The organism is Geomonas paludis (assembly GCF_014193585.1).
Taxonomy (GTDB): Bacteria; Desulfobacterota; Desulfuromonadia; order Geobacterales; family Geobacteraceae; genus Geomonas; species Geomonas paludis.
On record NZ_BLXY01000001.1, the window covers coordinates 1,268,812 to 1,294,584 of the forward strand.

Annotated in this window: 24 protein-coding genes and 1 tRNA gene; 17 read left to right on the forward strand and 8 right to left on the reverse strand. The window is 58.4% G+C overall.

What is annotated here, in order from left to right; genetic code table 11:
• Position 1 precedes the first annotated feature (1 nt).
• Complete coding sequence (locus H7687_RS05250) at positions 2-379, forward strand: response regulator (protein WP_183345812.1); 378 nt, start codon at positions 2-4, stop codon at positions 377-379.
• Positions 380-481: 102 nt separating this feature from the next.
• On the opposite strand, the gene H7687_RS21815 is transcribed toward H7687_RS05250, so the two are convergent.
• On the reverse strand, positions 482-622 hold the full coding sequence (locus H7687_RS21815) for a hypothetical protein (RefSeq protein ID WP_198424610.1): 141 nt from the start codon (positions 620-622) through the stop codon (positions 482-484).
• A 75-nt stretch (positions 623-697) separates the two neighbouring features.
• Here H7687_RS21815 and leuS point away from each other — a divergent pair, with 75 nt between their 5' ends.
• From leuS to holA, 3 genes are all read left to right on the forward strand, one after another.
• The gene (gene leuS, locus H7687_RS05260) at positions 698-3,172 is read left to right on the forward strand and encodes a leucine--tRNA ligase (protein ID WP_183345820.1); all 2,475 of its coding nucleotides are present in this window, start codon (positions 698-700) and stop codon (positions 3,170-3,172) included.
• A gap of 14 nt (positions 3,173-3,186) precedes the next feature.
• On the forward strand, positions 3,187-3,711 hold the full coding sequence (gene lptE, locus H7687_RS05265) for an LPS assembly lipoprotein LptE (protein ID WP_183345822.1): 525 nt from the start codon (positions 3,187-3,189) through the stop codon (positions 3,709-3,711).
• A gap of 81 nt (positions 3,712-3,792) precedes the next feature.
• Positions 3,793-4,782, forward strand: a complete 990-nt coding sequence (holA, locus tag H7687_RS05270) for a DNA polymerase III subunit delta (protein ID WP_183345824.1) — start codon at positions 3,793-3,795, stop codon at positions 4,780-4,782.
• Between the two features lie 233 nt (positions 4,783-5,015).
• Here the strand turns inward: holA and rpsT are convergent, their stop codons facing one another.
• Complete coding sequence (gene rpsT, locus H7687_RS05275; RefSeq protein ID WP_183345826.1) at positions 5,016-5,279, reverse strand: 30S ribosomal protein S20; 264 nt, start codon at positions 5,277-5,279, stop codon at positions 5,016-5,018.
• A gap of 459 nt (positions 5,280-5,738) precedes the next feature.
• Between rpsT and H7687_RS05280 the strand changes: the two genes are divergently transcribed.
• Positions 5,739-6,428 carry a class I SAM-dependent DNA methyltransferase gene (locus H7687_RS05280; protein WP_246404597.1) on the forward strand — a complete coding sequence of 230 codons (690 nt, stop codon included), beginning with the start codon at positions 5,739-5,741 and terminating at the stop codon, positions 6,426-6,428.
• A 223-nt stretch (positions 6,429-6,651) separates the two neighbouring features.
• On the opposite strand, the gene H7687_RS05285 is transcribed toward H7687_RS05280, so the two are convergent.
• From H7687_RS05285 to H7687_RS21910, 3 genes are all read right to left on the reverse strand, one after another.
• Complete coding sequence (locus tag H7687_RS05285; protein WP_183346092.1) at positions 6,652-8,043, reverse strand: cytochrome C; 1,392 nt, start codon at positions 8,041-8,043, stop codon at positions 6,652-6,654.
• Between the two features lie 173 nt (positions 8,044-8,216).
• Positions 8,217-8,546, reverse strand: a complete 330-nt coding sequence (locus tag H7687_RS05290; RefSeq protein WP_183345828.1) for a hypothetical protein — start codon at positions 8,544-8,546, stop codon at positions 8,217-8,219.
• 80 nt (positions 8,547-8,626) lie between these two features.
• Positions 8,627-10,609 (reverse strand): DUF3373 domain-containing protein, encoded by a 1,983-nt coding sequence (locus H7687_RS21910; protein WP_246404599.1) that lies wholly within the window; start codon positions 10,607-10,609, stop codon positions 8,627-8,629.
• Between the two features lie 456 nt (positions 10,610-11,065).
• Between H7687_RS21910 and miaB the strand changes: the two genes are divergently transcribed.
• The 7 genes from miaB to flgM all read left to right on the forward strand — a co-directional run bounded on the left by miaB (position 11,066) and on the right by flgM (position 19,097).
• Positions 11,066-12,391 (forward strand): tRNA (N6-isopentenyl adenosine(37)-C2)-methylthiotransferase MiaB, encoded by a 1,326-nt coding sequence (gene miaB, locus H7687_RS05305; RefSeq protein WP_183345830.1) that lies wholly within the window; start codon positions 11,066-11,068, stop codon positions 12,389-12,391.
• Between the two features lie 22 nt (positions 12,392-12,413).
• Entirely contained in the window at positions 12,414-12,917 is a 504-nt protein-coding gene (locus H7687_RS05310; RefSeq protein ID WP_183345832.1) for a bifunctional nuclease domain-containing protein, read from the forward strand.
• Between the two features lie 343 nt (positions 12,918-13,260).
• A complete protein-coding gene (locus H7687_RS05315; protein WP_183345834.1) occupies positions 13,261-14,331 on the forward strand; it encodes a M42 family metallopeptidase in 1,071 nt (356 codons plus the stop codon).
• Between the two features lie 462 nt (positions 14,332-14,793).
• A complete protein-coding gene (guaB, locus tag H7687_RS05320) occupies positions 14,794-16,263 on the forward strand; it encodes an IMP dehydrogenase (RefSeq protein ID WP_183345836.1) in 1,470 nt (489 codons plus the stop codon).
• Between the two features lie 86 nt (positions 16,264-16,349).
• Positions 16,350-17,900 (forward strand): glutamine-hydrolyzing GMP synthase, encoded by a 1,551-nt coding sequence (gene guaA, locus H7687_RS05325; protein ID WP_183345838.1) that lies wholly within the window; start codon positions 16,350-16,352, stop codon positions 17,898-17,900.
• Between the two features lie 162 nt (positions 17,901-18,062).
• Complete coding sequence (locus tag H7687_RS05330) at positions 18,063-18,725, forward strand: HAD family hydrolase (protein ID WP_183345839.1); 663 nt, start codon at positions 18,063-18,065, stop codon at positions 18,723-18,725.
• A 78-nt stretch (positions 18,726-18,803) separates the two neighbouring features.
• Positions 18,804-19,097, forward strand: coding sequence for a flagellar biosynthesis anti-sigma factor FlgM (gene flgM / locus H7687_RS05335; RefSeq protein WP_183345849.1), 294 nt, complete (start codon positions 18,804-18,806; stop codon positions 19,095-19,097).
• Positions 19,098-19,310: 213 nt separating this feature from the next.
• On the opposite strand, the gene H7687_RS05340 is transcribed toward flgM, so the two are convergent.
• Positions 19,311-19,568, reverse strand: a complete 258-nt coding sequence (locus tag H7687_RS05340) for a hypothetical protein (protein ID WP_183345851.1) — start codon at positions 19,566-19,568, stop codon at positions 19,311-19,313.
• A gap of 144 nt (positions 19,569-19,712) precedes the next feature.
• Here H7687_RS05340 and H7687_RS05345 point away from each other — a divergent pair.
• Positions 19,713-19,787 (forward strand) — tRNA-Gly (locus H7687_RS05345).
• A 28-nt stretch (positions 19,788-19,815) separates the two neighbouring features.
• On the opposite strand, the gene H7687_RS05350 is transcribed toward H7687_RS05345, so the two are convergent.
• Positions 19,816-19,968, reverse strand: coding sequence for a hypothetical protein (locus H7687_RS05350; protein WP_183345853.1), 153 nt, complete (start codon positions 19,966-19,968; stop codon positions 19,816-19,818).
• Between the two features lie 257 nt (positions 19,969-20,225).
• On the opposite strand from H7687_RS05350, the gene H7687_RS05355 reads away from it, so the two are divergent.
• From H7687_RS05355 to H7687_RS05370, 4 genes are read left to right on the forward strand one after another with little or no spacing between them, the layout of a single operon-like run.
• On the forward strand, positions 20,226-20,771 hold the full coding sequence (locus tag H7687_RS05355; protein ID WP_183345855.1) for a hypothetical protein: 546 nt from the start codon (positions 20,226-20,228) through the stop codon (positions 20,769-20,771).
• Entirely contained in the window at positions 20,768-22,141 is a 1,374-nt protein-coding gene (locus H7687_RS05360) for a 7-cyano-7-deazaguanine synthase (protein WP_183345858.1), read from the forward strand. The genes H7687_RS05355 and H7687_RS05360 overlap by 4 nt, the downstream gene beginning before the upstream one ends.
• A complete protein-coding gene (locus tag H7687_RS05365; protein WP_183345860.1) occupies positions 22,138-23,316 on the forward strand; it encodes an XRE family transcriptional regulator in 1,179 nt (392 codons plus the stop codon). The genes H7687_RS05360 and H7687_RS05365 overlap by 4 nt, the downstream gene beginning before the upstream one ends.
• Positions 23,294-23,938: a PIN domain-containing protein gene (locus tag H7687_RS05370; RefSeq protein ID WP_183345861.1), complete on the forward strand. Its 645-nt coding sequence runs from the start codon at positions 23,294-23,296 to the stop codon at positions 23,936-23,938. The genes H7687_RS05365 and H7687_RS05370 overlap by 23 nt, the downstream gene beginning before the upstream one ends.
• On the opposite strand, the gene H7687_RS05375 is transcribed toward H7687_RS05370, so the two are convergent.
• A complete protein-coding gene (locus H7687_RS05375) occupies positions 23,935-25,719 on the reverse strand; it encodes a retron Ec67 family RNA-directed DNA polymerase/endonuclease (RefSeq protein WP_183345862.1) in 1,785 nt (594 codons plus the stop codon). The genes H7687_RS05370 and H7687_RS05375 overlap by 4 nt on opposite strands.
• Positions 25,720-25,773: the final 54 nt, after the last annotated feature.

Sequence of the window (25,773 nt, forward strand, 5' to 3'; positions counted from 1 at the left end):
GATGTCAGATTACAACGTATTGATAGTTGAAGATTCACCCACCATGAGGCAGCTCATCGCCTTTGCGCTGAAGCGGATCCGGGGGGTGCGTATAGTAGAAGCCAACGATGGTGTCGACGGGTTGAAGAAACTTTCCTCGGAGCGTTTCGACCTGATCCTGACCGACATCAACATGCCGATCATGGATGGTCTCAAGTTGGTGAGCCTGGTGCGTAACGATGCCAACTACAAGACCATACCCATTGTGGTCATCACCACCGAGGGTGCCCAGGAAGACCGTGAGCGTGCCCTTGCGCTGGGAGCCAACGACTACATCACCAAGCCGATTCAGCCGACCAAGATTCTGGATGTAGCCAAGAACCTGCTCCGGATCGTCTAACCGGTTTAACCGGGCCCGCACCACTTCCCGTGGGGAGGGGGTGGATTCACCGGCACTTTCCACAGTTGCCACCGGCCCACGTGTCTCCGCGTCCACCGGCTCTCACCGGCTCTCACCGGCTCTCACCGGCTCCGCCGGCTCCGCCGGGTCCACCGGGTCCACCGGGTCCACCGGGTCCACCAAGGTCCACCAAAGGTCCACCAAAGGTCCACCAAAGGTCCACCAAAGGTTCACCAGGTCCACCAAGTTTCCGCAACCGCAGGTTGCCGACATTAAAATATTGCGCGTCCCGCTAGGGGCGCTGGAAGGCGGGGTTTAATGGAAGAGAAATACGTCCCCTCAGCAGTCGAGGGCAAATGGCAGCAGTACTGGGCTACCCACAACAGCTTCAAGGCCACCGAAGACGCCACCAGGAAGAAGTACTACCTCCTGGAGATGTTCCCCTATCCCTCCGGCAAGATCCACATGGGTCACGTCAGGAACTACTCCATCGGTGACGTCATCGCCCGCTTCAAAAGGATGCAGGGCTACAACGTGCTGCACCCGATGGGTTGGGACGCCTTCGGCATGCCGGCCGAGAACGCCGCCATCCAGAACAAGAGCCACCCCGCCAAGTGGACCTACGAGAACATCGCCTACATGCGCGGCCAGCTGAAGCGCCTGGGCCTTTCCTACGACTGGGACCGCGAGCTCGCCACCTGCGACCTGGACTACTACAAGTGGGAGCAGAAGATCTTCCTGGAGATGTATAAGAAAGGTCTCGCCTACAAGAAGTCCTCCGCCGTCAACTGGTGCCCCAAGTGCGAGACGGTGCTCGCCAACGAGCAGGTCGAGGACGGCTGCTGCTGGCGCTGCGACTCCCTGGTCCAGCAGAAGGAACTTGAGCAGTGGTCCTTCCGCATCACCAACTACGCCCAGGAACTCCTGGACGACACCTACAAGCTTACCGGCTGGCCGGAGCGCGTGCTCACCATGCAGCGCAACTGGATCGGCCGCTCGGTCGGCTGCGAGATCGACTTCCCGCTCGAGAACGGCCTCACCAAGATCAAGGTCTTCACCACCCGTCAGGACACCCTGTTCGGCGCCACCTTCATGTCGCTGGCCGCCGAGCACCCGCTCGCCCTTGACCTCGCCACCGCCGGGCAGCGTGCCGCCGTGGAGGCCTTCATCGACAAGGTGAAGAAGACCGACCGCATCAAGCGCTCCGCCGAGGACCAGGAGAAGGAAGGCGTCTTCACCGGCTCCTACTGCATCAACCCGGTCACCAACGTCAAGATGCCGATCTACCTGGCCAACTTCGTCCTCATGGACTACGGCACCGGCGCCGTCATGGCCGTGCCGACCCACGACCAGCGCGACTTCGAGTTCGCCAAGAAGTACGATCTGCCGCTCAAGGTGGTGATCCAGCCCGAAGGGGAGACCCTCGATCCGGCCACCATGACCGAGGCGTACACCGCCGAAGGGACCATGGTCAACTCCGGCCGCTTCGACGGCATGGGCAACAACGACGCCAAGGAAGCCATCGCCGACTTCCTCGAGAAGGAAGGGATCGGCAAGAAGACGGTCAACTTCCGCCTGCGCGACTGGGGCATCTCCCGCCAGCGTTACTGGGGCAACCCGATCCCGGTCATCAACTGCGACCTCTGCGGCGTAGTCCCCGTTCCCGAAAAGGACCTTCCGGTCGTGCTCCCCATGGACGCCGAGTTCACCGGCGAGGGGGGGAACCCCTTGGCCCGCGTGGACAGCTTCACCACCTGCACCTGTCCGCAGTGCGGCGAGGCCGCGCGCCGCGAGACCGACACCATGGACACCTTCGTGCAGTCCTCCTGGTACTTCCTGCGCTACTGCTCGCCCAAGTTCACCGCCGGTCCGCTGGACCGCGAACAGGTCGAGCACTGGATGCCGGTGGACCAGTACATCGGCGGCATCGAGCACGCCGTCCTGCACCTGCTCTACGCCCGTTTCTTCACCAAGGTGCTCAGGGACCTGGGCTACTGCAACGTCGACGAGCCGTTCTCCAACCTGCTCACCCAGGGGATGGTGATCAAGGACGGCGCCAAGATGTCCAAGTCCAAGGGGAACGTGGTCGATCCCAACGCCCTCATCGAGCGCTACGGCGCCGATACCGCCCGCCTCTTCTCCCTGTTCGCAGCACCGCCGGAGAAGGATCTCGACTGGAGCGACCAGGGCGTGGACGGCAGCTACCGCTTCCTGAACCGCGTCTGGCGCCTGGTCTACGACGTGCTCCCCGCCGTCAAGGGAGTCGGGGCCGTGCAGCCCGACCAGCTCTCCGCGGAAGGTAAGAAGCTGCGCCGCGCGGTGCACAAGACCATCAAGAAGGTCTCCGAGGACGTCGAGGACCGCTTCCACTTCAACACCGCCATTGCCGCGGTAATGGAACTGGTCAACGCCATCCAGGGCTTCGCCGCCAAGGATGCCCCTGAAAACGTGGCCGTGGTGCGCGAGGCCGTGGAGTCCGTGGTGCGCCTGCTGGCTCCCTTCGTCCCTCACTTCGCCGAGGAACTCTGGGCCGAGCTCGGCCACGAGGTTGCCCTGGAGCAGGCCGGCTGGCCCGGCTATGACGCCGACGCCGTCGTCGACGAGGAAATCACCGTCGTCATCCAGGTGAACGGCAAGCTGAGAAGCAAGCTCACCGTCGCCCCCGACGCCAAGGAGGACGATGTCCGCGCCGCCGCACTGGCCGACGACAAGATCATCCCCTACCTGGAAGGAAAGAACGTCAAGAAAGTGGTCTACGTCCCGGGCAAGCTGGTCAGCATCGTCGTCGCCTAGGCGTGAGGAGAACAATGACAGCCACCAGGCTCTTCACAATGCTCCGTTGGCTCACCCTGCTCGCCGCACTATTCGCCGGCGGTTGCAGTTACAGTCCGGTCATCCAGCATGGCCCCCTGGCCGGCGCCAACGGCGTCAACGTGGTGCTCTTCGCCAACAAGAGCTACCGCGCCGGCGTGGAGGCGGTCTTGGCCCAAGAGATGATCAACGAGTTCAACTTCCGGACCGGCGGCAAGGTGCTCCCGGGGGACCGGGCCGACTACGAGCTTTCCGGGGTGGTGCTCTCCTACAACAGCGTCCCGGTCTCCTATACCGCGGCCGACGTCATCAGGGAGTACAACGCCATCCTCTCGGTCCAGGCCACCCTGCACGACCAGAAGTCGCATAGGGTCGTCTGGAAGGGGGATGTCACCGAACAGCAGGTTTACCCGGTCAACGCCAACATCGCCCTGCAGCAGGACGCCGAGGAAGCCGCCATCGAGAAGATCAGCCGGCGCATTTCCGAGCGGATCTGGCAGAAGCTCGGCGAGCGCTTCTAAGGGACCGACGACAGCTGCTTAGATCGACGCCGCCCATTCAGCATCAGGCTGGGTGGGCGGTTTTTTTGAGGTGAGGTAGAGATGAAACCGGAAGAGTTCAACAAGGCGGTGGAAAAGGGAGAGCTGGCATCGCTGTACCTTCTGTACGGGGACGAACCGTACCTCGTGGAGCGGGCCGTCAAGAAGCTGATGGACCGGGCCGTCGATCCCGGCTTTCGCGACTTCAACCTGGACATCTTCTACGGCAACGAGTGCAAGGGCGAGGAGGTTTTCAGTGCCGCCCAGACGCTCCCCATGTTTGCCGACCGCCGTGTCGTGCTGGTGAAGAAGGGGGGCGACCTTTCCGCCCACGCCATGGAAGTGCTCCTGCCGTACCTGCAGGATCCCTCGCCCGGCACCTGTCTCATCCTGCAGGCCGAGAAGGTTGACGGCCGCAAGAAGTTCTACGCCGACTTCAAGAAGCGCGGCGAAGCCGTCGAGTTCAAGCGCCCCTACGAGAACCAGCTCGGCCCCTACGTCCGCGACGAAGTGCGCGCGGCCGGCAAGAAGATCGAGCCTGCCGCGGCCGAACTGCTCGCCTACCTGGTCGGGAACAACCTGCAGGAGCTCGTCTCCCAGATCGAGAAGCTGTGCATCTATTGCGGCAAGAAGGAAACGGTTGCCGTTGCCGACGTCAAGGCCATCGTTTCCGACACCAAGGTGGAAAGCGTCTTCGAGTTCACCGATGCCCTGGGCAGCAAGGATCTTCCTCGCGCGTTGAAGATGCTGACCGCGCTCTTGCAGGACGGCGAGGTTCCCCTGCGCATGTTGGGAGCCGTGGCGCGGCACTTTCGCCAGCTCTGGCAGGTGCGCGAGCTTCTGGACCGGAAGGTCCCCCAGTCCGAGCTCGCCAAGGCGTCCGGGATCAACCCGTACTTTCTGGGCAAGGTGACGGCGCAGGCGCGCAACTACACGGTGACGGAACTGCAGCGTATTTTCGAGCGTATGTTGGAGCTGGACCTGGCCTTCAAGTCCGGCGGGTTGGAAGAGCCGCTCTTCGAACGTTTCGTGATGGAGGCCTGCCGGCGCTAGGAGTGTTGCCGACGGCTTGCGGCAGTAACTTCGGTCGGAATTTGGCTTTGGCAGGAAGCAGCGGTTCAGCGGGAGCGCTTGTCCGAGTTCCCTCCCCAGGAGGGGGAGGGCCAGGGAGGGGGCTAGTCCTGCAGAAGAGAAAGCAGAGACTAAAAAGCAGAAGGTAGCAGAAACGAGAAAAGGGAATCCCCGACGGGAATTCCCTTTTTGCTTTCAAGTAATCCGCTACCGGACTAGGCCAGGGTGTTGACCAGTTTGGTGAGGCGGGAGACGTTCCTGGAAGCGTTGGAGGAGTGGATGATCCCCTTGGTTGCGGCACCGTCGATGACCGGGATAGCAGCAGCCAGAGCAGCCTTTGCAGCATCCTGATTCTTGGTGGCAACCGCTTCGCGGACGCGCTTGATGAAAGTGCGCAGGGTAGAACGCTCGTGCTTGTTGCGCTCAGTCCTCTTTGCGGTCTGCTTGATCCTCTTCATTGCCGATTTATGATTTGCCAAACTGCACCTCCGGTATTTTAAATGTAGCTTTTAGGTTTTTGGAAAGAGGAATTATATATCACCCGGGCGGCGCAGAGTCAAGCATAAAACCACCCGCAGTCAAAAAATGCTTCCCGCCGCGCGAACAGGCGACCATACCATTCTTTCCGTGTGAAAGCCAGCAAAAAAAACCCACCCCCAGCCGCCGCCCCAGCCGCCCCAGCCGCCCCAGCCATCCCCAGCCACCCCTAGCCACCCCCAGCCACCCCCAGCCACCCCCAGCCATCCCCAGCCACCACCCCAGCCACCACCCCAGCCGCCAGTCATCCTAGTCCTCCCAGTCCTCGCAGTCCTCGCAGTCCACCGGGTCCACCGGGTCCACCGGGTCCACCGGGTCCACCGGGTCCACCGGGTCCACCGGGTCCACCGGGTCCACCGGGGGGAGGCTGGCCCGTTGCAGTGCCAGCTTGACATTGTGGTATGCGAATACTATGCTGCCCTACCTTCAGGGCATCGCCCTGCCACAACGGAGGAAGAAACATGCCCCCAGAGAACAAGCGTGACTTCGATGCCGTAGCCGACACGTGGGACCAGGAACCGCGTCGTCTGAAGCTGGCGCAGGATGTCGTGGCTGCCATGCGCAAAGCGCTGCCCCTCAGTCCCGATATGAAAGCCCTGGACTACGGTTGCGGCAGCGGTCTGGTCACCCTCGGCCTGCAGCCTCACGTCGGCCACATCACCGGCGCCGACAGTTCTGCCGGCATGCTCGAAGTTCTCAATCGCAAGATCCAGGCGCAAGGCCTTGCCAACGTAACCACCCTCCCTCTTGACCTTGAGCACCAGCACCTGGAAGGAGGTTTCGACCTCATCGTCAGCAGCATGACCCTGCACCACGTCCAGGACGTCCCAGCCTTGGTTGCCACGCTGTCCCATGCGCTGAAGCCGGGCGGCTGGCTTGCCCTTGCCGACCTCGAAAGCGAGGATGGCCGTTTCCACGACGATTCCACCGGCGTTCTGCATCACGGGTTCTCCCGCGAATTCCTCACCGGCGAATTTGCCGCCAACGGCCTTGCCGAAGTCGCCGTCGTCACCGCCGCCGTCATCGACAAGCCGGGAGCCGACGGCACCCCCCGCCGCTATCCCGTCCTCCTCTGCGTCGGCCGCAAGTGACCCGCACGTTACGTATGCCCCACTCTCCCCTCGCCCTCCGGGAGAGGGGCGGGGGTGAGGGCCTAGCCACGCAGCGCTGCACGCGCCCCGGTGTTCCCCCCTTTGCGAAGGGTGTATAGACTGGGGACAGAGGGGATTTGCCTGAAAACTGCCCACAAAAAAAGCCCCCCTCTTCCGAGGGGGGCTTTCCTGTCTCTGCAACTTCTACCCGCGGCTCTCGCCGCTACCACTCTTCCTTCTGCTTCTGCGCCAGCTTCTCCATGAACAGCTCCGGAGAGGTGAGCTTCACGATCTCCTTGTCGCTGTACCCCAGGTCCTTGAAGTTGAGGACCCCGTTGGGCGCATGGCAGTTGGCGCAATAAAGCGCCTTGGTCTTGGTCACCAGGTGGTTGCTGCCGAAATAGATGGTCTGCCACCCCGGCACAGCCTCCTTGGCGATCTTTTCCGGGTTCTTGAGCCCCAGGGTCTTGGCCGCCGAGAGGACACCGGCGCGGGTGTCGCCGTCGGACATCGGCTGGGCGAAGTCCATGGAAAGGAGCTCGCCGGTCTGCTTGTTGTAGTAGGCCTTGCCCTGGAAGATCTTGAACGGAGTGATCTTGCTCTTGCCGTCCTTCTTGCTCCCCTTGGGACCGATGAAGTGCGGGGTGTTCTTGACGGTGCCGTTGTACCAGGCGTAAACCGGCGTGGTCTCGTTCGCCTCCTTCTTCAGCGTGGTCGGCTCGTAGAACTTGTCCGGCGTCTGCTCCCAGACGGTAAAGTCCTTGGCGAAGGCGCCGCCGGTGCGCGGGATGTGACAGGTCTGGCAGGCGATCTTGGCGCAGTGGCGGTTCAGGTCGGCATCCTTGTGCGGCTTCACGCCGTGGCAGGAGGTGTCGGCACAGGAGACGAAGACGCCGTCGTTGGCCCAGTTGTTGGGATCGTGGCCGGTCGGCATCTTGTGGTCCTTGGCCTTGTGGCAGTCGACGCAGACCATCCCCTTGGCGGCGTGGGCATCGGTGTCCTTGGTGAAGGAGAAGCCGCGCTTGACGATGACGCCGCCGCCGGCCGCCTCGTGACAGACCATGCAGTTCTTGACGGTGGGCTTGCCGATGGCAAGCGCCGCCTTGGTGCTGCGGTCCTGCCCCATGACCACCTCGCCCTTCTCGTTCTTGAACGGCTTTCTCTGGCGGAAGTCGTAGTCGGTGGAGTGGCAGACCAGGCAGTCGACGGCCGCCTCGGCCGCGGCTCCGGTGCTGCCGACGTCGGAGAGGTGGTTGCCGGGATGGCAGGTGTTGCAGCCGGAGAACTTGCTCTTCCCGGTCACCGGGCTCTTGGGGATCTCCTTCAGGTTGTTGACGATGTCGTTGCCGTTGCACATGACGTAGATGCGGTTCTTCATGCCGTACTCTACCTTGGCATCGATCCCCTCCACGTTGGTCACCTTGGATGCGTGTTTCCAGTGCACGGTGTCCAGAAATCCCTTGGCGCTGCCGGGGTGGCACTCCTCGCAGGTCTCAGGCCCCTTGTAGCCGCTTTTCTCGATCGATTCCTTGCCGGGATGCACGCCTGCCGCCAGGACGGTGGTTGCCGTCAGGGCGAGTCCAAGTGCTGCTGCAATCGCCTTCGTCATTTTCATCATGTTCCTCTCCTGTTCGGCGCGACCCGATGTCGGAGCGGGCGCGCCACGATTTTCCCGCCGCATGGTTACGGTACAGGGCAAATATTTATATACTTGAATGTAGTGGCGCAAAGAAAACGCTGTAATTTGGCGGCAAACTACAGCGCGAGGCCAACGAAAAGGGAAACTTGCTAGCAGCCCGCCGTTTTCCTGAACAGTTTGGAGACGTTCTTGCCGTCGATAACCTCGTACTTGCAGCGGATCTCGTCGCCTTCAACGATCCTGTGATCCTTGAACTTGTCCAGGGTCAGGTCGTCTTCGACGGTGATCACCACGAGTTGCTCGGTCTTGTTGTCCTTCAAGGTGGCGGTGGCGGTTTTGGCGTCCTTGCCGGCGATGTCGATCTTGGTGATTACACCTACCATTTTGATCTCTTCACCTGCGCTGGCGACGCTACCGAAGCAGAAGATGGTGAGCGCTGCGACTGCTACCAGGACCATTACCGAAACTGCTTTTTTCATCTTCTTTCTCCTTTTGGGGGTGGGGTGGCGGCTTTTGCCGCCACCCCGGTTTGCGCTGTGCCGCACCCGCGGCACGGGTTCTAGAACTTGACTTCGAAGGTGGCGTAGATGTCCTGCGCGCTCTTGAGCGGCTGGAGCAGCATCAAGTCGGTGGACTTGATGTCGGAGATCTTCTGCGGTGCGCCCACCCAGTTGTTGCTCCCGGTGTAGGCGAAGTCGTAGTACTGGTAGCCGATCTTGAAGAAGGCCTTGGACAGGTGCGAGGAGACCGGTTTCAGGTTCAGTTCCTGGATCAGGTACGCCTCGTAGACGTCGCCGCGGGTCCCAAGCTTCGAGGTCCACATGTCGTCGGCGGCAGGCGCGAAGGTGATCCAGTTCTTGGAGCCGTGGTTGTACTCGATGCCGAACTTGGTCCTGGTCGGCTCGTAGTCGTAACGGGCGCCGGCATAGGCCGCCCAGCCGGTCTTGTCGGAGGGTGCCTCCTGGTTGAAGAAGGAACCGGTCATGAGACCCTGGAAGCCTGCGTTGTTGGAGACGTTGCCGTTGGGGTGGGTGACGCTCAGGCCGGCATCGGCGAAGAAGTTGAGCTTGCCCGGGCCGATGTTCTTCAGGGTGCTCATGAAGCCGGCGCCGTACCAGTCGATGTCACCCAGGGAGGTGGCCGGACCGGTGTTGCCGAAGGCGGTGTTGGACATGACCGGGAAGTCGAAGATCTCGAAGCCGCGGTTCCACTGCAGCCAGACGCGCAGCGGGTCGGTGTCGACCGGGATGATGGCCACACCCAGCATGTCGGTGTCTTTCAAGCTGTTGCTCGGGGTCTCGAAGCCGGACTCGAAGCCGCGGCCGTAGCAGACCTTGGCGTAGGCCCCGGGGAGCGCCTCGATGTCGGGCGCCCAGCCGATGGTCATGCCGTCGAAGGCGTAGTCGACCAGGAGGGCCGGGGTGCCGCCGTTGCCCGGGCGCTCGTTGTTCAGGCGCAGGTTGCTCGGCGCGCCGTTGGTGGAGGGCCTGCGGCCGACGGAGAACCAGATCGGCTGGTCGGCGATGTTGGACCAGGTGGCGTAGGCGCGGTCGACGTCGAGGAGGCTGGACGAGGGGACGTGGCCCAGGGTGCCGTCGAAGACGCCGACGCGGTCGGCGAAGAACGGGGTGTTGCCGTTGTTGGTGACGGCGGAGTCATCCTGCGAGCCGAAGGTCTTGTAGGCGACCAGGCGGACGTTCACGGTCACGTCCTTGGTGGCCTTGGCGTGCAGGTCGATGCCGAGGCGGTTGGTGTAGAGCAGGTCGTTCTTGGCCTTGTAGGACTGGGTGGTGGCCAGGTTGCCGCTGCCGGCGCCCAGGAAGCCCTGCATCGCCATCACCATGGCGGCCTGCTGGTACGCGGGGGGGAGGGCGGCGAAGGCGGCCTGGTTGGCCGGGGTCATCATGCTCATCACCTTGTCCATGACCCCCTTCTGGGTCAGGGTGGCGAGGATCCCCTGCTGCTGGGCGGTGAGGCGGTTGGCGGCCAGGTAGTTGTTGACGTCGGTCGGGGTCATCCCGCCCAGGGCCGGCATGATCTGCCCGATGAAGGCGTTGTACATCGCCGACGGCATGTAGTTGTTCAGTATGGTGTTGAACTGGGCCGGAGTGAAGAGGGAGCCTGCCTTGCCCTGGAACATGAAGGCGGTGCCGGAGGGGTTGACGATCTGGGCGTTGTCACCGACGGTCAGCCCCGCGACTGCGTTTGGGCCGACCACGAAGGCGCCGACCAGGTTGTTCATGGTGCCGATGGCGTCGGAGTGGGCCGCGACGTCACCCCTCAGGGAATCGACGCGGAAGCGGTAGTCCCCGCCGATGGTGAGCCACTTGCCCAGCGACTTCTCTTCGATCCTGTCCACCTTGCGGGTCAGGTCCTCGATCTTCTTCTGGTCCGGGCTCTTCTGCTGTTCCTCGAGCTTCTGCACCTTCTTGGTCAGTTCGTCGATCTTCTTCTGCATGTCCTGGTCGTCTGCCTGCGCCACGACAGGGGCAGCCAGGGCACAAACGGCTGCGCCGATCAACAGCTTTTCCAGTTTTTTCATTCACTTCTCCTTTTTGTTTCGTTGGTTTTTACACCAACCTCTGGTCGAAGGTATTTCAGTGGCACCGTGTGATCGGTCCTAACTAATTAAATTCTGGGCGTTGCTGTCTTAATCGGTGTATTCACCGGTAGATTTAGGGAAAATGTGGTGTGTTGGATATTTATAATCGAAATGAAGTGCCCTAATCATTAGTACTGTTTAGCTTGGAGAGGTGATGTGTCGTGGCAGAGACGTGCAACCGGCCCCGGGGCCGCCACGCTAATGAGCGTTATAGATCTTCGACGCATGATATGTCAATATATTTTTTATTGCATATATCGGTAGGACAATGATTTATGCCGGCTAATGCGCGGCAACGGGGGCTGGGAGAGAAGAACCGGCGCGGCAGCTAATAGATGTTGACTGGGTGCGGCCAATTTTCGTACTATTCCTCCATTTAACCATCAGGATATAGACGTGAATAAGGCGAAAAAGCTTTACCTGGAAACGTTCGGCTGTCAGATGAACGTGAGCGATTCCGAAAAGATAGTGACATTGATGAAGGGGATAGGGTACCAGCAGACCGCCGACCCGGTGGAGGCGGACCTGGTCCTTTTGAACACCTGCAGCATCCGGGCGACCGCCGAGCAGCGCGTCTACGGCCACCTGGGCAAGTTCAAGTCGATGAAGAAGCAAAAGCCCGGCCTGATCATCGGCGTGGGCGGGTGCGTGGCACAGCAGGAAGGGGAGCGGCTGCTGCGGAAGGCCCCCTTCGTGAGCCTGGTCTTCGGCACCCATAACCTGCACCTGTTGCAGAAGATGGTCTCCGGCGCCGAGCAGGGGAAGCAGAGCGTCGCCACCGACTTTCTCGACGACGAAAAGCGTTTCGACCTGTTCCCGCACGCCGAAAGCGAAGGGGGCGTCTCCCGGTTCGTCACCGTCATGCAGGGGTGCGACAACTTCTGCGCCTACTGCATCGTGCCGCACGTGCGCGGCCGCGAGATCAGCAGGAGTGCCGACAAGGTGGTCGAGGAGGTCGCCGCCCTGGCCGCCGCCGGCGTCACCGAGGTGACCCTCCTGGGGCAGAACGTCAATTCCTACGGCTTCAAGGAGCCCGGCGCGCCCGACTTTGCCGACCTCTTGCGCCTGGTGGCGCAGGTGGAGGGGATAGAGAGGCTCAGGTTCACCACCTCGCACCCCAAGGACATCTCCCCCAGGCTGATCGCCTGCTTTGCGGAGATACCGAAGCTTGCGCCGCACATCCACCTGCCGGCCCAGTCGGGTAGCGATGCGGTCCTGCAGGGGATGAACCGCGGCTACACCCGCGTCCAGTACCTGGAGAAGGTGCGCGCGCTCCGGGATGCCTGCCCCGGGATCCAGTTCACCGGGGACATGATCGTCGGCTTCCCCGGCGAGGACGAGGCGTGCTTCGAACAGACCATGGAGCTGATCGAGGAGGTCCAGTACGCCGACCTCTTCTCCTTCATCTACTCGGCCCGTCCCGGCACCAAGGCCGCCGGGTTCCCGGACGAGGTGAGGCGGGCCGAGAAACAGGCGCGCCTGGAGCGCCTGCAGGCGGCGCAGAAAAAGATCACCCTGGCCCGCAACGAGAGTTTCGTGGGCGGCGTGCAGCGGGTACTGGTGGAAGGCCCCAGCAGCACCGGTGACGCGCTCTTCGGCAGGACCGGCGGCAACCGAGCCACGGTCATGAACGGCGATCCCGCCCTGGCCGGGCGCCTGGTCGAGGTGAGGATCACGGAAGGGCTGCAGACTCTGCTCAAGGGAGAGATCCTGGATGTCTGACAACGAAAGGGACGAGGCACCCATGTACGTTGAAATGAAAGTATTCGGCTTTGCCCTGGACGCCATCGCGCAGATGCCGGTCATCATCCTGAAGGACGCCGAGGAGAAGCACGCCGTCCCGGTATGGATCAACGCCTCCGAGTCGGTCTCCTTCGCCGCCCAGTTCGTGGGGCGCGAGATGGGGGCGCGCAACAGCCGCAAGGACGTCTTCACCACCCTCATCGAGCGGCTGGACATGACCGTCGCCGGGATCTACGTCGAGAGCCTGCACGACGGCGTCTTCACCGCCTCGGTGCGCCTGAAGCCCGCGCAAGGAGAGGAACTCCGGCTCGAGGTCCACGTGGCCGAAGCCATGCTCATGTCCCTCAAGTACCACCTGCCGGTGCAGGTGAACGACGAGGTGCTGATCCGCGCTTCCAGCCTTGACATGAACGAGGAAGGCTTCGCCCAGGAGAACAACGCCCGCCGTTTCGTCGATTTCCTCGACCACATGGATCCCGCCGCCATGGGCAAGTACCCGATGTAACTCCCCCCTCACCACCTGTAGGGGCGAATGATCATTCGCCCGTCCCCTCGTCCCCCGCCAGAGGGTGTGCGGAAGGGCGGGTGAACGTGGCGCCACCGACAACCCGGTGGCACCCGGTGGCGTTGGCACCGCACCCCGCCACCTGTAGGGGCGAATAATCATTCGCCCGTCCCCTCGTCTCCCCGCAGAGGGTATGCGGAAGGGCGGGTGAACGCGGCGCCACGGACAACCCGGTGGCACCCGGTGGCGTTGAAAAAAACCGCCATTGAGGGTAGTGTGAGAACAGGCCCAGCGCCTTCTTAATCTTAATCTCAATCTCAATCTGTTCCTACGAGGTTCCGACATGCGCGAAGCATCCTTTGACTTTCTGCAGCAGCTTCTGGCCGCGCCCAGCCCCTCGGGGTACGAGCAGCCGGCCCAGCGGGTATTCCGCTCCTACATAGAACCCTTTTGCCAGGTGGCCACCGACGTCATGGGCAACGTCTTCGGGATGATCCAGGGCGAAGGGAAGAACCGTCCCCGCGTCATGGTGGTCGGCCACTCCGACGAGATCGGCCTCCAGGTACGCTACCTGGACGACAACGGCTTCATCTATTTCTCCGCCATCGGCGGCGTCGATCCGCACATCACCCCGGGGATGCGGGTGCACGTGCACACCTCCCGCGGCAGGCTGAACGGCGTCATCGGCAAGCGCCCCATTCACCTGATCGAGCCCAAGGAGCGCGACACGGTCATCAAGCTGGACGCCCAGTACATCGACATTGGCGCGGCCAACAAGAAAGAGGCCCAGGAGTGGGTGCGCGTGGGCGATCCCATCACCTTCGCCAGCAACCTCGAGCGCCTCTTCGGCGACCGGGTCAGCTCGCGCGGGCTGGACGACAAGGCGGGGAGCTTCGTGGTGGCCGAGGTGCTGCGGCGGGTCGCCGAGCTCCCGGCTCCGCTCCCGGTGGACCTCTACGGGGTCTCCTCGGTCCAGGAGGAAGTGGGCCTCAGGGGCGGCACCACCAGCTCCTACTCGGTCAACCCCGACGTCGGCATCTGCGTCGAGGTGGACTTCGCCACCGACCAGCCCGACGTGGACAAGAAGCACAACGGCGAGGTGGGGCTGGGCAAGGGGCCGATCCTGCCGCGCGGCGCCAACATCAACCCGGTGCTCTTCGACCTCCTCTCCGACACGGCGACCACAAACAGCATCGCGGTGCAGTACACCGGCATCGCCCGCGCCACCGGCACCGACGCCAACGTCATGCAGATCTCCCGCGGCGGCGTCGCCACCGCCCTGGTCAAGTTGCCGCTGCGCTACATGCACACCCCGGTGGAGACCATGTCCCTTTCCGACCTGGACAACGCCGTCGAGTTGATCGTCGCCTCCCTGGGCCGGATGGGGAGCAAGGACGCCTTCATCCCGATGTAACCAAGCAGGAGCCGCCGCGGATGTGTAGGGGCGAATAATCATTCGCCCCATCCATGCGCCCCTCGCCCTGCTGTCTGCTCCTCGCCCCGGAGGGGAGGCCGGGAGGGGGGAGCCGTATCCCCTCGCCCCCCGGGAGAGGGGCAGGGGTGAGGGGAGTGTGCCTCCGCGAGAGAGGCTGGGAGGGGGCATCTTTGCTCGCCCTGTGAGCCGCCCACGTAGGGCTTCTGCCGGAATTGCGGGAGGGGCAGGTGAGGGGCAGGTGAGGGGCAGGTGAGGGCGATTGCCCCCTCACTGCACAGCGGATAACCGCTCCCCATGAGCCCCGGTTGTGTAGACGCTAACGCTGGGAAACCGCTACGGTTTTATCTCTGTCATTAGCCTATTTTTAGTTGACTTGCCTTCCCCCTTGTAATAAGTTTTCCGGTTAAAACCTGCCTCGAAACAACAAAAGGAGTTTCCCTAATGTTAGAAAGCAGCCTTCCCGAAGGTCTCACGTTTGACGACGTCCTGCTTCTCCCTGCCCACTCACTCATCCTCCCCCGCGATACCGATCTGAGCACCCGACTGACCAACAACATTCAGCTGAACATCCCGCTGGTGAGTGCCGCCATGGACACGGTCACCGAGTCGAGGGCCGCTATCTGCATGGCGCGTGAAGGGGGCATCGGCTTCATCCACAAGAACCTCACCATCGCCGAGCAGGCCATGGAAGTGGACAAGGTGAAGAAGAGCGAGTCCGGGATGATCGTCGACCCGATCACCATGCGCCCCAACCAGCGCATCCGGGAAGCGCTGGAGATGATGGCCAAGTACCGCATCTCCGGGGTGCCGATCACCAAGGCCAACGGGAAGCTGGTCGGCATCTTGACCAACAGGGACCTCCGTTTCGAGACCGACCTCGACCTCCCCATCTCCGCCCGCATGACCAAGAGGAACCTGGTCACCGTGCCGGTGGGGACCACCCTGGAGCAGGCCAAGGAACACTTGAAGCACACCAGGGTCGAGAAGCTCCTGGTGGTGGACGAGGAGAAGAACCTCAAGGGCCTCATCACCATCAAGGACATCGAGAAGATCAAGAAGTATCCCAACGCCTGCAAGGACTCCCTCGGACGCCTGCGGGTCGGCGCGGCCGTCGGCCCGACCCCGGACGTTGACGCCCGCATCGAGGCGCTCATGAAGGCCGGCGTCGATGTCGTGGTCATCGACACCGCCCACGGCCACTCTCAGGGCGTCCTCGAAGCCATCGCCCGCATCAAGAAGACCTACCCGACCCTCGAGCTCGTGGCCGGCAACATCGCCACCGCCGCTGCCGCCGAGGCCCTGATCAAGGCCGGCGTCGACGCCATCAAGGTCGGCATCGGACCGGGCTCCATCTGCACCACCCGCGTGGTCGCCGGCATCGGCGTGCCGCAGATCACCGCCATCGCCGAGTGCTCCAAGGTGGCCAAGAAGCACAACATCCCGCTCATCGCCGACGGCGGCATCAAGTACTCCGGCGACCTGACCAAGGCCGTCGCGGCCGGCGCCGACGTCATCATGATCGGCTCCCTGTTCGCCGGCACCGAGGAATCCCCGGGCGACACCATCCTGTACCAGGGGCGCGCCTACAAGAGCTACCGCGGCATGGGCTCCATCGGCGCCATGAAAGAGGGGAGCAAGGACCGCTACTTCCAAAGCGACGTCGATGCCGACGTGAAGCTGGTCCCGGAAGGGATCGAGGGCATGGTGCCGCTCAGGGGACCGCTCTCCGCCAACGTGCACCAGCTGATGGGGGGACTGAGGGCCGGCATGGGCTACACCGGCAGCCGCACCATCCTCGACCTGCAGCAAAACGGCCGCTTCGTCCGGATCACCGGCGCGGGTCTGAAAGAATCCCACGTCCACGACGTCATGATCACCAAAGAAGCCCCGAACTATCGGGTGGAGAAGTAAAGGAAAAGAGCGGCAGCCGTCGACTATGGTCCCATAGCTCCCATAGTTCCCATAAGTCCCATAGTTCCCACTAAAGGAAATAAAGCATGACCGTCGATATCCACTCCGAAAAAGTCCTCATCCTCGACTTCGGCTCCCAGGTGACCCAGCTCATCGCGCGCCGGGTGAGGGAGCAGAGCGTTTACTGCGAAATCCACCCCTACAACATGGCGCTGGAGAAGATCAAGGCCTTCGCCCCCAAGGGGATCATCCTCTCCGGCGGCCCCTCCAGCGTCTACGACAAGGATGCCCCGCACTCCGACCTCGGCATCTACGACCTCGGCATCCCGGTCCTGGGCATCTGCTACGGCATGCAGCTCATGACCCAGCAGCTGGGCGGTCGCGTCGAGCGCTGCGACAAGCGCGAGTTCGGCCGCGCCACCCTGCTGCTCGACGGCGAGAGCGAGATCTTCGCCGGCTTCGAAGGGGGCGCCGAAGTCTGGATGTCCCACGGCGACCGCATCGAGCAGATGCCGGCCGGCTTCAAGCTGATGGCCCACACCACCGGCTGCCCGGTGGCCGCCATGAAGGACGAGAAGCGCAACTTCTACGGCGTGCAGTTCCACCCCGAAGTGGTGCACACCCCGCGCGGCGACGAGATGCTGGGCAACTTCCTGTTCAACGTCTGCGGCTCCAAGCCGACCTGGACCATGGCCAACTTCATCGAGACTGAGATCGAGGAGATCCGCAAGAAGGTCGGCACCGGCAAGGTGCTCTGCGCCCTCTCTGGCGGCGTCGACTCCTCCGTCGTCGCCGTGTTGATCCACAAGGCGATCGGCGACCAGCTCCAGTGCGTCTTCGTCAACAACGGTCTGCTCAGGAAGGGCGAGGCCGAGAAGGTGGTGAACCTCTTCACCAAGCACTTCAAGATCAACCTCGACTATGTCGATGCCACCGACCGCTTCCTCAACATGCTCGACGGCGTCTCCGACCCCGAGCAGAAGCGCAAGATCATCGGCAACGAGTTCATCTACCTCTTCGAGGAAGAGGCCAAGAAGCTGGGCCAGGTCGACTACCTGGCGCAGGGCACCCTCTATCCCGACGTGATCGAGTCCGTCTCCACCAAGGGCCCCTCCGCAGTCATCAAGAGCCACCACAACGTGGGCGGCCTTCCCGAGAAGATGAACCTGAAGCTCCTCGAGCCGGTGCGCGAACTCTTCAAGGACGAAGTCAGGCTCCTGGGCAAGGAACTGGGTATGCCCGACGAGGTGGTCTACCGCCAGCCCTTCCCTGGCCCGGGTCTTGCCATCCGCTGCATCGGCGAGCTCTCCGTGGAGAAGCTCGACATCCTGCGCGAGGCCGACGCCATCGTCATCGAGGAAATCCGCAAGGCTGGGTTATATCGCGACATCTGGCAGTCCTTTGCCGTGCTGCTGCCGGTGAAAACCGTCGGCGTCATGGGGGACGCCCGCACCTACGAGTGGACCGTCGCGCTGCGCGCGGTGAACTCCCTGGACGGCATGACCGCCGACTGGGTCAAGCTCCCCTACGAGCTTCTGGGGAGCATATCCTCGCGAATCATCAACGAAGTGAAGGGTGTCAACCGCGTGGTGTACGACATCAGCCAGAAGCCCCCCGCAACCATCGAGTGGGAATAACTCCCGCGCCTCATTTCCAGCAGGTTCGTTTATTGCACAAAAACACCGCGGTGACCGGCGCAAGCCCGTTGCCGCGGTTCTTTCGTATCAGGGCCCAAGGGGACTGGCTCCGCAGGTGCCTGTCCCCTTTGCCTGACTACTGTCCTCTTACTGGAGAGAACAATGGATCCCATCCGCCTGCTCATCTTCGACCTGGACGGCACGCTGATCGATTCTCTGCCCGACCTGGCCGACGCCACCAACCTGATCCGGGGCAAGTTCGGGCTGCCGCAGATCGGCATACCGGACGTGCGCAAGCTGGTGGGGCAGGGGGCACGCTCCCTGGTGGAGCGGGCGCTCCCTGGATTAGGCGAGCCGGAGATCGAGGCGGCGCTTGAGGAATTTCTCGCCTACAACCTCGCCCACATAGCCGACAAGACCCGTCCCTATCCCGGCGTCCCCGAGACCCTGCAGGAGCTTGCCGGGCTGGACATCCCGATGGTGGTCCTTTCCAACAAGAACGTCGCTCTGTGCCGGGAAGTGCTGGCGAAGCTGGGGCTGGAGCGGCATTTCACCGACATCTTCGGCGCCGATTCTTTCCCGTACCGCAAACCCTCCCCCGAGCCGGTGCTCGCCGTGCTGAACGAGTTCGGCGTCGCCGCCGGGCAATGCGTCATGGTGGGCGACAGCGTCAACGACATCGCCGCCGGCGGCGGGGCCGGGGTCTGGACCGTCGGCTGCAGCTACGGCTACGGGGAAAAGAGCGAGCTGGAGGCCGCAAGTTACCGGGTCAGCGACTTTCCGGAACTGCTTCAGCTCCCTTTTGTAAGAAAAATCGACGGGTGATGAATAAAAGCTAAAGTTATCCGTCGAGGTGTCGAAACGGATTAAAACCTGAAACCTACCTTACTGGGGGCGAAACTGATGAAACTAGAAGAGCTCAATTCCAATCCGGCCGTTTCCCATCTTGCCGTAGTGCGCAACGACAAGCCCGAAGCGGGCGACGCACACGCAGATGTGGCGGCCAAGCAGCAGGCGTCCGGCGACAAAGTCGAGCTGTCCAGCTACATGCCCGTGGTGCCCACCTCCAAGCAGAGGCGGGACGACATCCGGGTGGAACGGGTTGAGGAATTACGTGCGCAGATCAAGAGCGGCAATTACGAGGTTTCCAGCAAAGATCTAGCCGAAAAGATGCTTTCCAAGCTCGTGGTGAAGTAGCCCGGGGGGGCGTCCGGCCCCCCTTCTGCACCTGACCAAGCCTGTCCACCGTTTGTCGACCGATACCTGTCGCCGCAACCGTGCACCAACTCAGACACCGGCCCCATCCCCCGGCTCACTCCCCCGGCTCACTCCCCCGGCCCAGTCCCCGGCCCAGTCCCCGGCCCAGTCCCCGGCTCAGTCCCCGGCTCAGTCCCCGGCTCAGTCCCCGGTTCAGTCCACCGGCTCCCTCCCCCGGCTCCCTCCCCCGCGGTTCAGTCCACCGGTCCAGTCCACCGGTCCAGTCCACCAGTCCAGTCCACCGGTCCAGTCCACCGGTCCAGTCCACCGGTCCAGTCCATCGGTCCAGTCCATCGGTCCAGTCCATCGGTCCAGTCCACCGGTCCAGTCCACCGGTCCAGTCCACCGGTCCAGTCCACCGGTCCAGTCCACCGGTCCAGTCCACCGGTCCAGACCACCGGTCCAGACCACCGGTCCAGTCCACCGGTTCAGTCCACCGGTTCAGTCCACCGGTTCAGTCCACCGGCCGGCCGCGAAGAGGGCACGTGTAGGTGGGTAAGCCAACAAAACCATTGACAGACCCACTCGAATGCGGTAAAAGTTTTCTTCCACCAAGCGGGAATAACTCAGTGGTAGAGTGTCAGCTTCCCAAGCTGAAGGTCGCGGGTTCGAATCCCGTTTCCCGCTCCAAAAAAATCAAGGGCTTAGCCAGTTAAGGCTAAGCCCTTTTTTGTTGCTTGCAACCGTTTGCATCCGTTTTTGCATCTGTTTTTTGTGAAGAAGGTTCATTGTTTTTACCGTTGGTGCCCCTCGTCAAACGCTTTCCTTCGCCGCCCGCCCACAAGTACTCTTCGGTTATTTCTCTTGCCAACTTTCTCTCCTCAGGAAATTCACTTTTCCTGCCCCCCCGCTCACCTCTTTGGTAAGCGCCAGTTTTCATCAGATGTCAGAATGTGTAGATAAAAATATTGACAATGTCAGATCCTCGGTGATATGGTTTCGACAGCTTTCTGGGAAAGGTTGTTGCGAGTCTGCCGTCTGTTTGAGTTGAAGAGAAGGGTGTAGCTGATTTCTTGATGGAGTCCGGGAGTTTCAGAGTCTTTCTAAAACATAAAGTTTGGAGATACTATGAGTGATGGCCCACACCGAAGTCTTCCGTTGCGTAGGCATTGGAAAAAAGTTGCTGAGCTCGCTTCAAAGCCGGCGTTTTCAGTAGGAGATGTTGCGGCTCTACTGAGAGCTGCTCTAGTGAAGGACTTGAGTAGCAACGTCCTAAAGCAGTTACAAAAGATCTTGAATGGCCTTTTTGCCGAGGATTGTAAGGCGCAGCTTGAGGAGGTTCGCAATCAATGCAGAGGATCTGCTATGGACAACCTTCTCATTGACTGTGCTATAGAGGCTAACACATTAGGGCTAACTGGCGATTTAGCTTGCATAGCCGCAGTGGAAAATTCGCTGCAGCAGTATTTCCTTGGAGTGTCTCGGCAGGTGGTAGAGCACTATCTTAGACGCGCTCCTGCTTTTCCGGTTGATATGCGAAAACGACTAGCTGAAGTAGGAGAGTGTGCATCGCTGCCGGATCTTTCAAAAAGGATTCTCAGTGGGAATGGAATTAATCCCAGAAGTTTTTCGATTCAGAAACAAACCGGGATTGACGAGGGGCCACCGTTATGAATCCAGATAAAAAGCATGATGAGCTGCCACAATTACAAGTGCAGGTGCTTGAGGAAGGCTGTCCAGCAATGGATGGTTGGGAAAGCCTATATCTTGGTAAAGATATAATTTTTTCTACCTGGGCCCTTCAGTCCTATGCTTTTGCTCGCTGGGATCCTCTTATTTTTGATGTCATAGTTTTAGCTGCTGGCATCGAATATGCGGATAAGGTACTCCGGCGCCCGTCTCTTGGTTGGGCTCGGAGAATACGTCTTAAAATTCCAGTGCACAGTTTAGATGTTTGGAGTTCATCAACTGTAGCTACAGCGCTTCAAAACGCAGTTGAGTTTTTAACTGGGGACTATTGGACATTTGAGTTCGTACAGAGAGTGTTGCCAGCTAAACCGCCGTCACAGGACTCCTTGCAGTTTCCGGCAAACACAGTTGCCGTCCTTCCCTACAGTGACGGTATGGACTCAAGGTCTGTTGCTGGCATCCTTGGTAAAGCCTATAAGAATCAGCTCGTTCGTGTTCGGGTTGGTTCAAAAAGTTGGGATAGGAAGATATCTGCAAAAAACTGTGAACCGTTTACTACCGTTCCTTACAAAGTACCTGTAAGGGCACGAAATAGAGAGACCAGCGGACGTTCACGTGGCTTTAAATACACAATCATTTCATGCATAGCCGCCTATCTAGCTGGTGCCACCGAAATTGTAATTCCAGAAAGCGGACAGGGGGCGCTAGGACCTGCGATAATGAATGTCGGGCACGGATATCCGGATTATAGAAATCATCCTTTCTTTACCAAAAAAATGGAGCACTTGTATAAACAGCTTTTCGGTTCAGAGCTTCACTTTATTTTTCCACGCATTTGGAGCACAAAGGGAGAGACCTTAAAAGAATTTGTGGAGGTCTGTAATGGAGCGGATTGGAAATCGACTAGGTCTTGTTGGCAAAGCAATATCTGGGCGGGCGTGAACGGAAAGTTAAGGCAGTGTGGTATATGTGCAGCATGTATGTTGAGACGCGTTAGTGTTCATGCGGCTGGCCTTGTTGAAGACCCTGATGTCTATATCGTCACAGATCTAACAGCTAAATCAATGGAAAGTGCGGTTCATAAAGGCTACAGCAAGGTCACAAAAGCATTTAAGGAGTACGCAATCGCCGGCACCTTACACATGGATGATCTAGCACGGATGGCGGATGCAGCTGCTTCTCCTATCGTGAAGCGCCATGCAACCTTACTTGCGTCTGTTATGGATTTACCATGCCAAGAGGCCGAGCAACGGTTAGGGGCTTTATTGAACCGGCATGCAAAAGAGTGGCGGAATTATCTGGAATCTTTGGGGGAAGACTCGTTTGTGAAACAGTGGGTACGAGTTGAGATATGAGTTATAGAGAAAAAATATCAGATTCGGAACTTGGAGAGCGCCTGCGGGTAGCACGAGAATCGGCAAAAACTACGCAAGCTGCAGCGGCTAAAGCTATCAATGTTGCTCGAACTACAATCGTTGCTATAGAGCAGGGACAACGGCGTGTCAGACCAGATGAACTTCAACAGCTGGCTCGTCTATACAACACTTCTGTAAATAGTATATTGAGAAAAGAGGCTGTGCATATAGATTTAGTTCCACGTTTTAGGAAACTAGTCTCGAGTGAAGATAATGCCATAGAAAAGTCAATAAAACTTCTACATGATCTAGTTGCTGCAGAATTAGAGTTGGAAACGGTTCTAGCAGTAGATAGGCCGCGGAATTATCCACCAGAACGACCGATCCTCCCAGGGGATGTACGGAACCAAGCGGAGCTGGATGCGCAAGAATTAAGAGACTGGCTTGGCTTAGGTGGTGGGGCAATTTTTGATATTGTTTCCATATTAGATCTACAACTTGGCGTCAGAGTCTATGTTAGGCAATTAGATAGCAGCGTATCGGGATTATTTGCATACGACGAGCAAGCCGGTGCCTGTATGTTGCTGAACGCAAATCATCCAGCAGAACGCTTGAAGAATACTGGTGCTCATGAATTAGCGCATTTTGTGAGCACGAGAAGAGAACCAGAAGTTTTAGTCGTAGTAGAGAACACTTCATCCCGCGAAGAAAAGTATGCTAATCATTTTGCTAGATGCTTTCTTACGCCTGGCCGAGCTGTACGTCAGCGTTTTGCTGAAATTACTGCTGGTCAATCTCATTTGACGCGGCGACATATCATCCTTCTTGCCCACAGTTTTGGTGTATCACGTGAGGCAATGTGCAGGAGGCTGGAAGAGCTTAAGCTTGCAAAGAGCGGAACTTGGGATTGGTTCGTAGCAAATGGTGGCATTACTAATGAGCAAGTAAAACAGGTTTTGGGAGTGGATCCCGAAAAATCGCATGATTTTTCGGCTGCGCAAGGACCGGTGCCGCCTCGACTTGGTTTGTTAGCACGAGAAGCTTGGAGGAAGGGGCTTTACAGCGAGGGGCAATTGGCTAGGCTCTTGGGAGTAACTAGGTGTGAAACTAGGTTGATTCTTGATGGTGCTGAACAAGAGGAAAACGAGGCAAATGAACTCTTCAAGCTTTCCTGATGATACTGAGATGATCTTGGTTGCAGATGCGAGTGTTATTATAAATCTTAATGCAACTGGTCGAGCTATGGACATATTAACCGCCTACCCAGGAACCGTCGTCGTCACCACTCAAGCTCTGGATGAACTGTTGCTAGGTGGCAACAAAGGATACAGTGATGGCAAAAAGTTGCAGGAGTTGATTGAGGTCGGGAGGGTAAGAGCTGTTTGTCTAGGTGAGGCTGGTAGCGAGGTTTATTTCTCATTGGTTAATGGGCCGGCTGTTCAGACTTTAGATGATGGTGAAGCTGCTACGATTGGATATGCAGATGAGACAGGGGCAGTTGCGATTATTGATGAAAAAAAGGCAAGGGCAATATGTCAAAAAGAATTCCCGCAATTGCAGCTTAAATCCTCAGTAGATTTGCTCATGCATAATGCAGTAGTTGACGCTTTGGGGAGAGAGGCGCATGTAGCTTCTGTCGTTAGTGCGCTAAAAAATGGTAGAATGCGAGTCTTGCCGCACCAGCAAGAGATGATAGTCACTCTTATTGGGTTGGAAACGGCGGCAGGCTGTAACAGTCTCCCAAAGGCCGTTCGACGTACAGATTTAACAACGGGGACTCTCTTTAACTCCGCTTAAACTCCTGGTACGTATATAGGCGGTTGTGGCGTTTGCGTTGGGAGGAGGACATTCAGGGCCTCTGTTTCTTTTTCTGTGGGGGCAGAACCTTTTAAATGCTGGTAACTTAAGATTATGCCGTTGAGATGGTTTAGTACCGGCATGAAGTTGCTGAAGTTAATAATATGTTGCTTTGGCTTAATGACTTTTTCCGCAAATATAATTTTGGAATACTCTGTTTTCGTATCGGTCTTCGTCTTTTTATTAAAACTTTTGCCGGCTACTTTAGTTTCAAGTAGGTCTTTGTCAAAAAGATCTTCAATTTCGATCTCCTCTCCGTTGGCTCCCTGTGGAAGAGTCATGACATAGAGGTTTTCAGTAAAATACGGTTTGTACCCTTTCCCGTCTTCAGTCTTCTTTAGCTTGCTTTTAATTTCCTTTGCGCCTTTGTCATTGTCGATAAGCATTACAACAGGATGTTTTTTCCCTGTCCCGTCTTTAAAAATACCAATATTTTTTTTATACATATCCATTAAAGCCGCTAATCCAGAGGTTCCTTCTGCTATGGAAAGGACTTCTCTAAAATTTTCTGACATCTTCAGAAAAGTAATCTTCCAAGACCACCCTTCAGTTGTTTTTTCGATTAAAGCAGGGTAGTGTTGGTGCAGTTGCTTTAATGCACACCTGATATAAATATGATCAGTCTTGCCTTCGCAGATAAGCACTGGCTTTTCTGCTTGGTAAAAATGCTTGTAAAATAAAAACTGCCTATATGCTTTCATGATTGATGCGGGCTTGTTCCTTTTCTCCACATTAGTTCTACTGTCGTGAACTCCCTTGATCATGTAAATATAGCTTAAAATACCTTCAAGCTGTTTTGCTGTGCAATTATTATTGCTATCAATAGTACCAGATTGAGTAGTGTCATTGCCCATAGTGCTAATATAAAAACTTCCATTATTAAATAATGAGTGACACATAGCTCGTGCTATTCTGTAGTACTCTTTTTTGACATTTACTTTTTTGTTTACAACAAGTCCAGTAACTACTTGTCTTCTAGTCTTGCTTTGCATTGATACTTTACGCTCATTGACTGCAAAGCCCATTTTATTGATAGTCGCAGTTAGCTTCGGCCCAGGTTCCCAATCACCTCCAGCTGCAATGTACGCGATTTCTTCAGGAAAATCTTTTTTGTTAGTTGAAAATGTAATGTCGTCAGCATACCTCGAGTAAGAACATTTATGCAACTTAGCGAGCTGAACTAACTTGATGTCAAGCAAATGGCCTACTAAGTTGCTTACTACTGGAGAACATGGACTGCCTTGTGGTAATTCATTGTCATAACAAACTATTTGAGCAATTACAGTAGCTACCTTTGGTTCCAAGCTAAAGTGCTTGTTGTATATGAAAAACCCCCTGACCCTACCGAAATTAATTGAGGGGAAAAAATCTTTTAAGTCAATATTGAAGACAAAGCGCCTGTTTCTGTGCAGGAGTGCGTTTGTTACAATCGAACAGTCTTTACGAAACCCATGGGATAGAGGGTTCCCGTAGTTTTTAATTACTTCTGAATAGCAATTATTGAGTACCTCTGATAGTCGTTTTTGGAGAGCCATTAGACGCTCTTTAGGCGCTCTAATCTTACGAGATCCTCCACTTTTTTTAGGTATAGTGAATTCTTCGTATTTCTGGCTATCTGGGAGTTTATAGAGGATATAAGCGAGGGCACTTGGCTTGTATTTAAGAACTACAGCTAAATCGTTTAATGACTTGCAGCTCTTAAGTTTTTCTAAGTCACTCATATTTCGTACTCTTTTTAAAGGCGGCTTATAGGCACTCTTATGCGAGTAATAGGC

What these genes read in the sequence shown, in the direction of transcription:
- leuS (WP_183345820.1), top strand. Translation starts at nt 698, where the DNA reads ATGGAAGAGAAATACGTCCCCTCAGCAGTCGAGGGCAAATGGCAGCAG.
- holA (WP_183345824.1), top strand. Translation starts at nt 3,793, where the DNA reads ATGAAACCGGAAGAGTTCAACAAGGCGGTGGAAAAGGGAGAGCTGGCA.
- H7687_RS05310 (WP_183345832.1), top strand. Translation starts at nt 12,414, where the DNA reads ATGTACGTTGAAATGAAAGTATTCGGCTTTGCCCTGGACGCCATCGCG.
- flgM (WP_183345849.1), top strand. Translation starts at nt 18,804, where the DNA reads ATGAAACTAGAAGAGCTCAATTCCAATCCGGCCGTTTCCCATCTTGCC.
- H7687_RS05285 (WP_183346092.1), bottom strand. Translation starts at nt 8,043, where the DNA reads ATGAAAATGACGAAGGCGATTGCAGCAGCACTTGGACTCGCCCTGACG.
- guaB (WP_183345836.1), top strand. Translation starts at nt 14,794, where the DNA reads ATGTTAGAAAGCAGCCTTCCCGAAGGTCTCACGTTTGACGACGTCCTG.
- H7687_RS05375 (WP_183345862.1), bottom strand. Translation starts at nt 25,719, where the DNA reads ATGAGTGACTTAGAAAAACTTAAGAGCTGCAAGTCATTAAACGATTTA.
- H7687_RS05250 (WP_183345812.1), top strand. Translation starts at nt 2, where the DNA reads ATGTCAGATTACAACGTATTGATAGTTGAAGATTCACCCACCATGAGG.
- H7687_RS05360 (WP_183345858.1), top strand. Translation starts at nt 20,768, where the DNA reads ATGAATCCAGATAAAAAGCATGATGAGCTGCCACAATTACAAGTGCAG.
- H7687_RS05290 (WP_183345828.1), bottom strand. Translation starts at nt 8,546, where the DNA reads ATGAAAAAAGCAGTTTCGGTAATGGTCCTGGTAGCAGTCGCAGCGCTC.
- H7687_RS05355 (WP_183345855.1), top strand. Translation starts at nt 20,226, where the DNA reads ATGAGTGATGGCCCACACCGAAGTCTTCCGTTGCGTAGGCATTGGAAA.
- H7687_RS05330 (WP_183345839.1), top strand. Translation starts at nt 18,063, where the DNA reads ATGGATCCCATCCGCCTGCTCATCTTCGACCTGGACGGCACGCTGATC.
- lptE (WP_183345822.1), top strand. Translation starts at nt 3,187, where the DNA reads ATGACAGCCACCAGGCTCTTCACAATGCTCCGTTGGCTCACCCTGCTC.
- H7687_RS05370 (WP_183345861.1), top strand. Translation starts at nt 23,294, where the DNA reads ATGAACTCTTCAAGCTTTCCTGATGATACTGAGATGATCTTGGTTGCA.
- H7687_RS21910 (WP_246404599.1), bottom strand. Translation starts at nt 10,609, where the DNA reads ATGAAAAAACTGGAAAAGCTGTTGATCGGCGCAGCCGTTTGTGCCCTG.
- H7687_RS05315 (WP_183345834.1), top strand. Translation starts at nt 13,261, where the DNA reads ATGCGCGAAGCATCCTTTGACTTTCTGCAGCAGCTTCTGGCCGCGCCC.
- H7687_RS05280 (WP_246404597.1), top strand. Translation starts at nt 5,739, where the DNA reads ATGCGAATACTATGCTGCCCTACCTTCAGGGCATCGCCCTGCCACAAC.
- guaA (WP_183345838.1), top strand. Translation starts at nt 16,350, where the DNA reads ATGACCGTCGATATCCACTCCGAAAAAGTCCTCATCCTCGACTTCGGC.
- H7687_RS05365 (WP_183345860.1), top strand. Translation starts at nt 22,138, where the DNA reads ATGAGTTATAGAGAAAAAATATCAGATTCGGAACTTGGAGAGCGCCTG.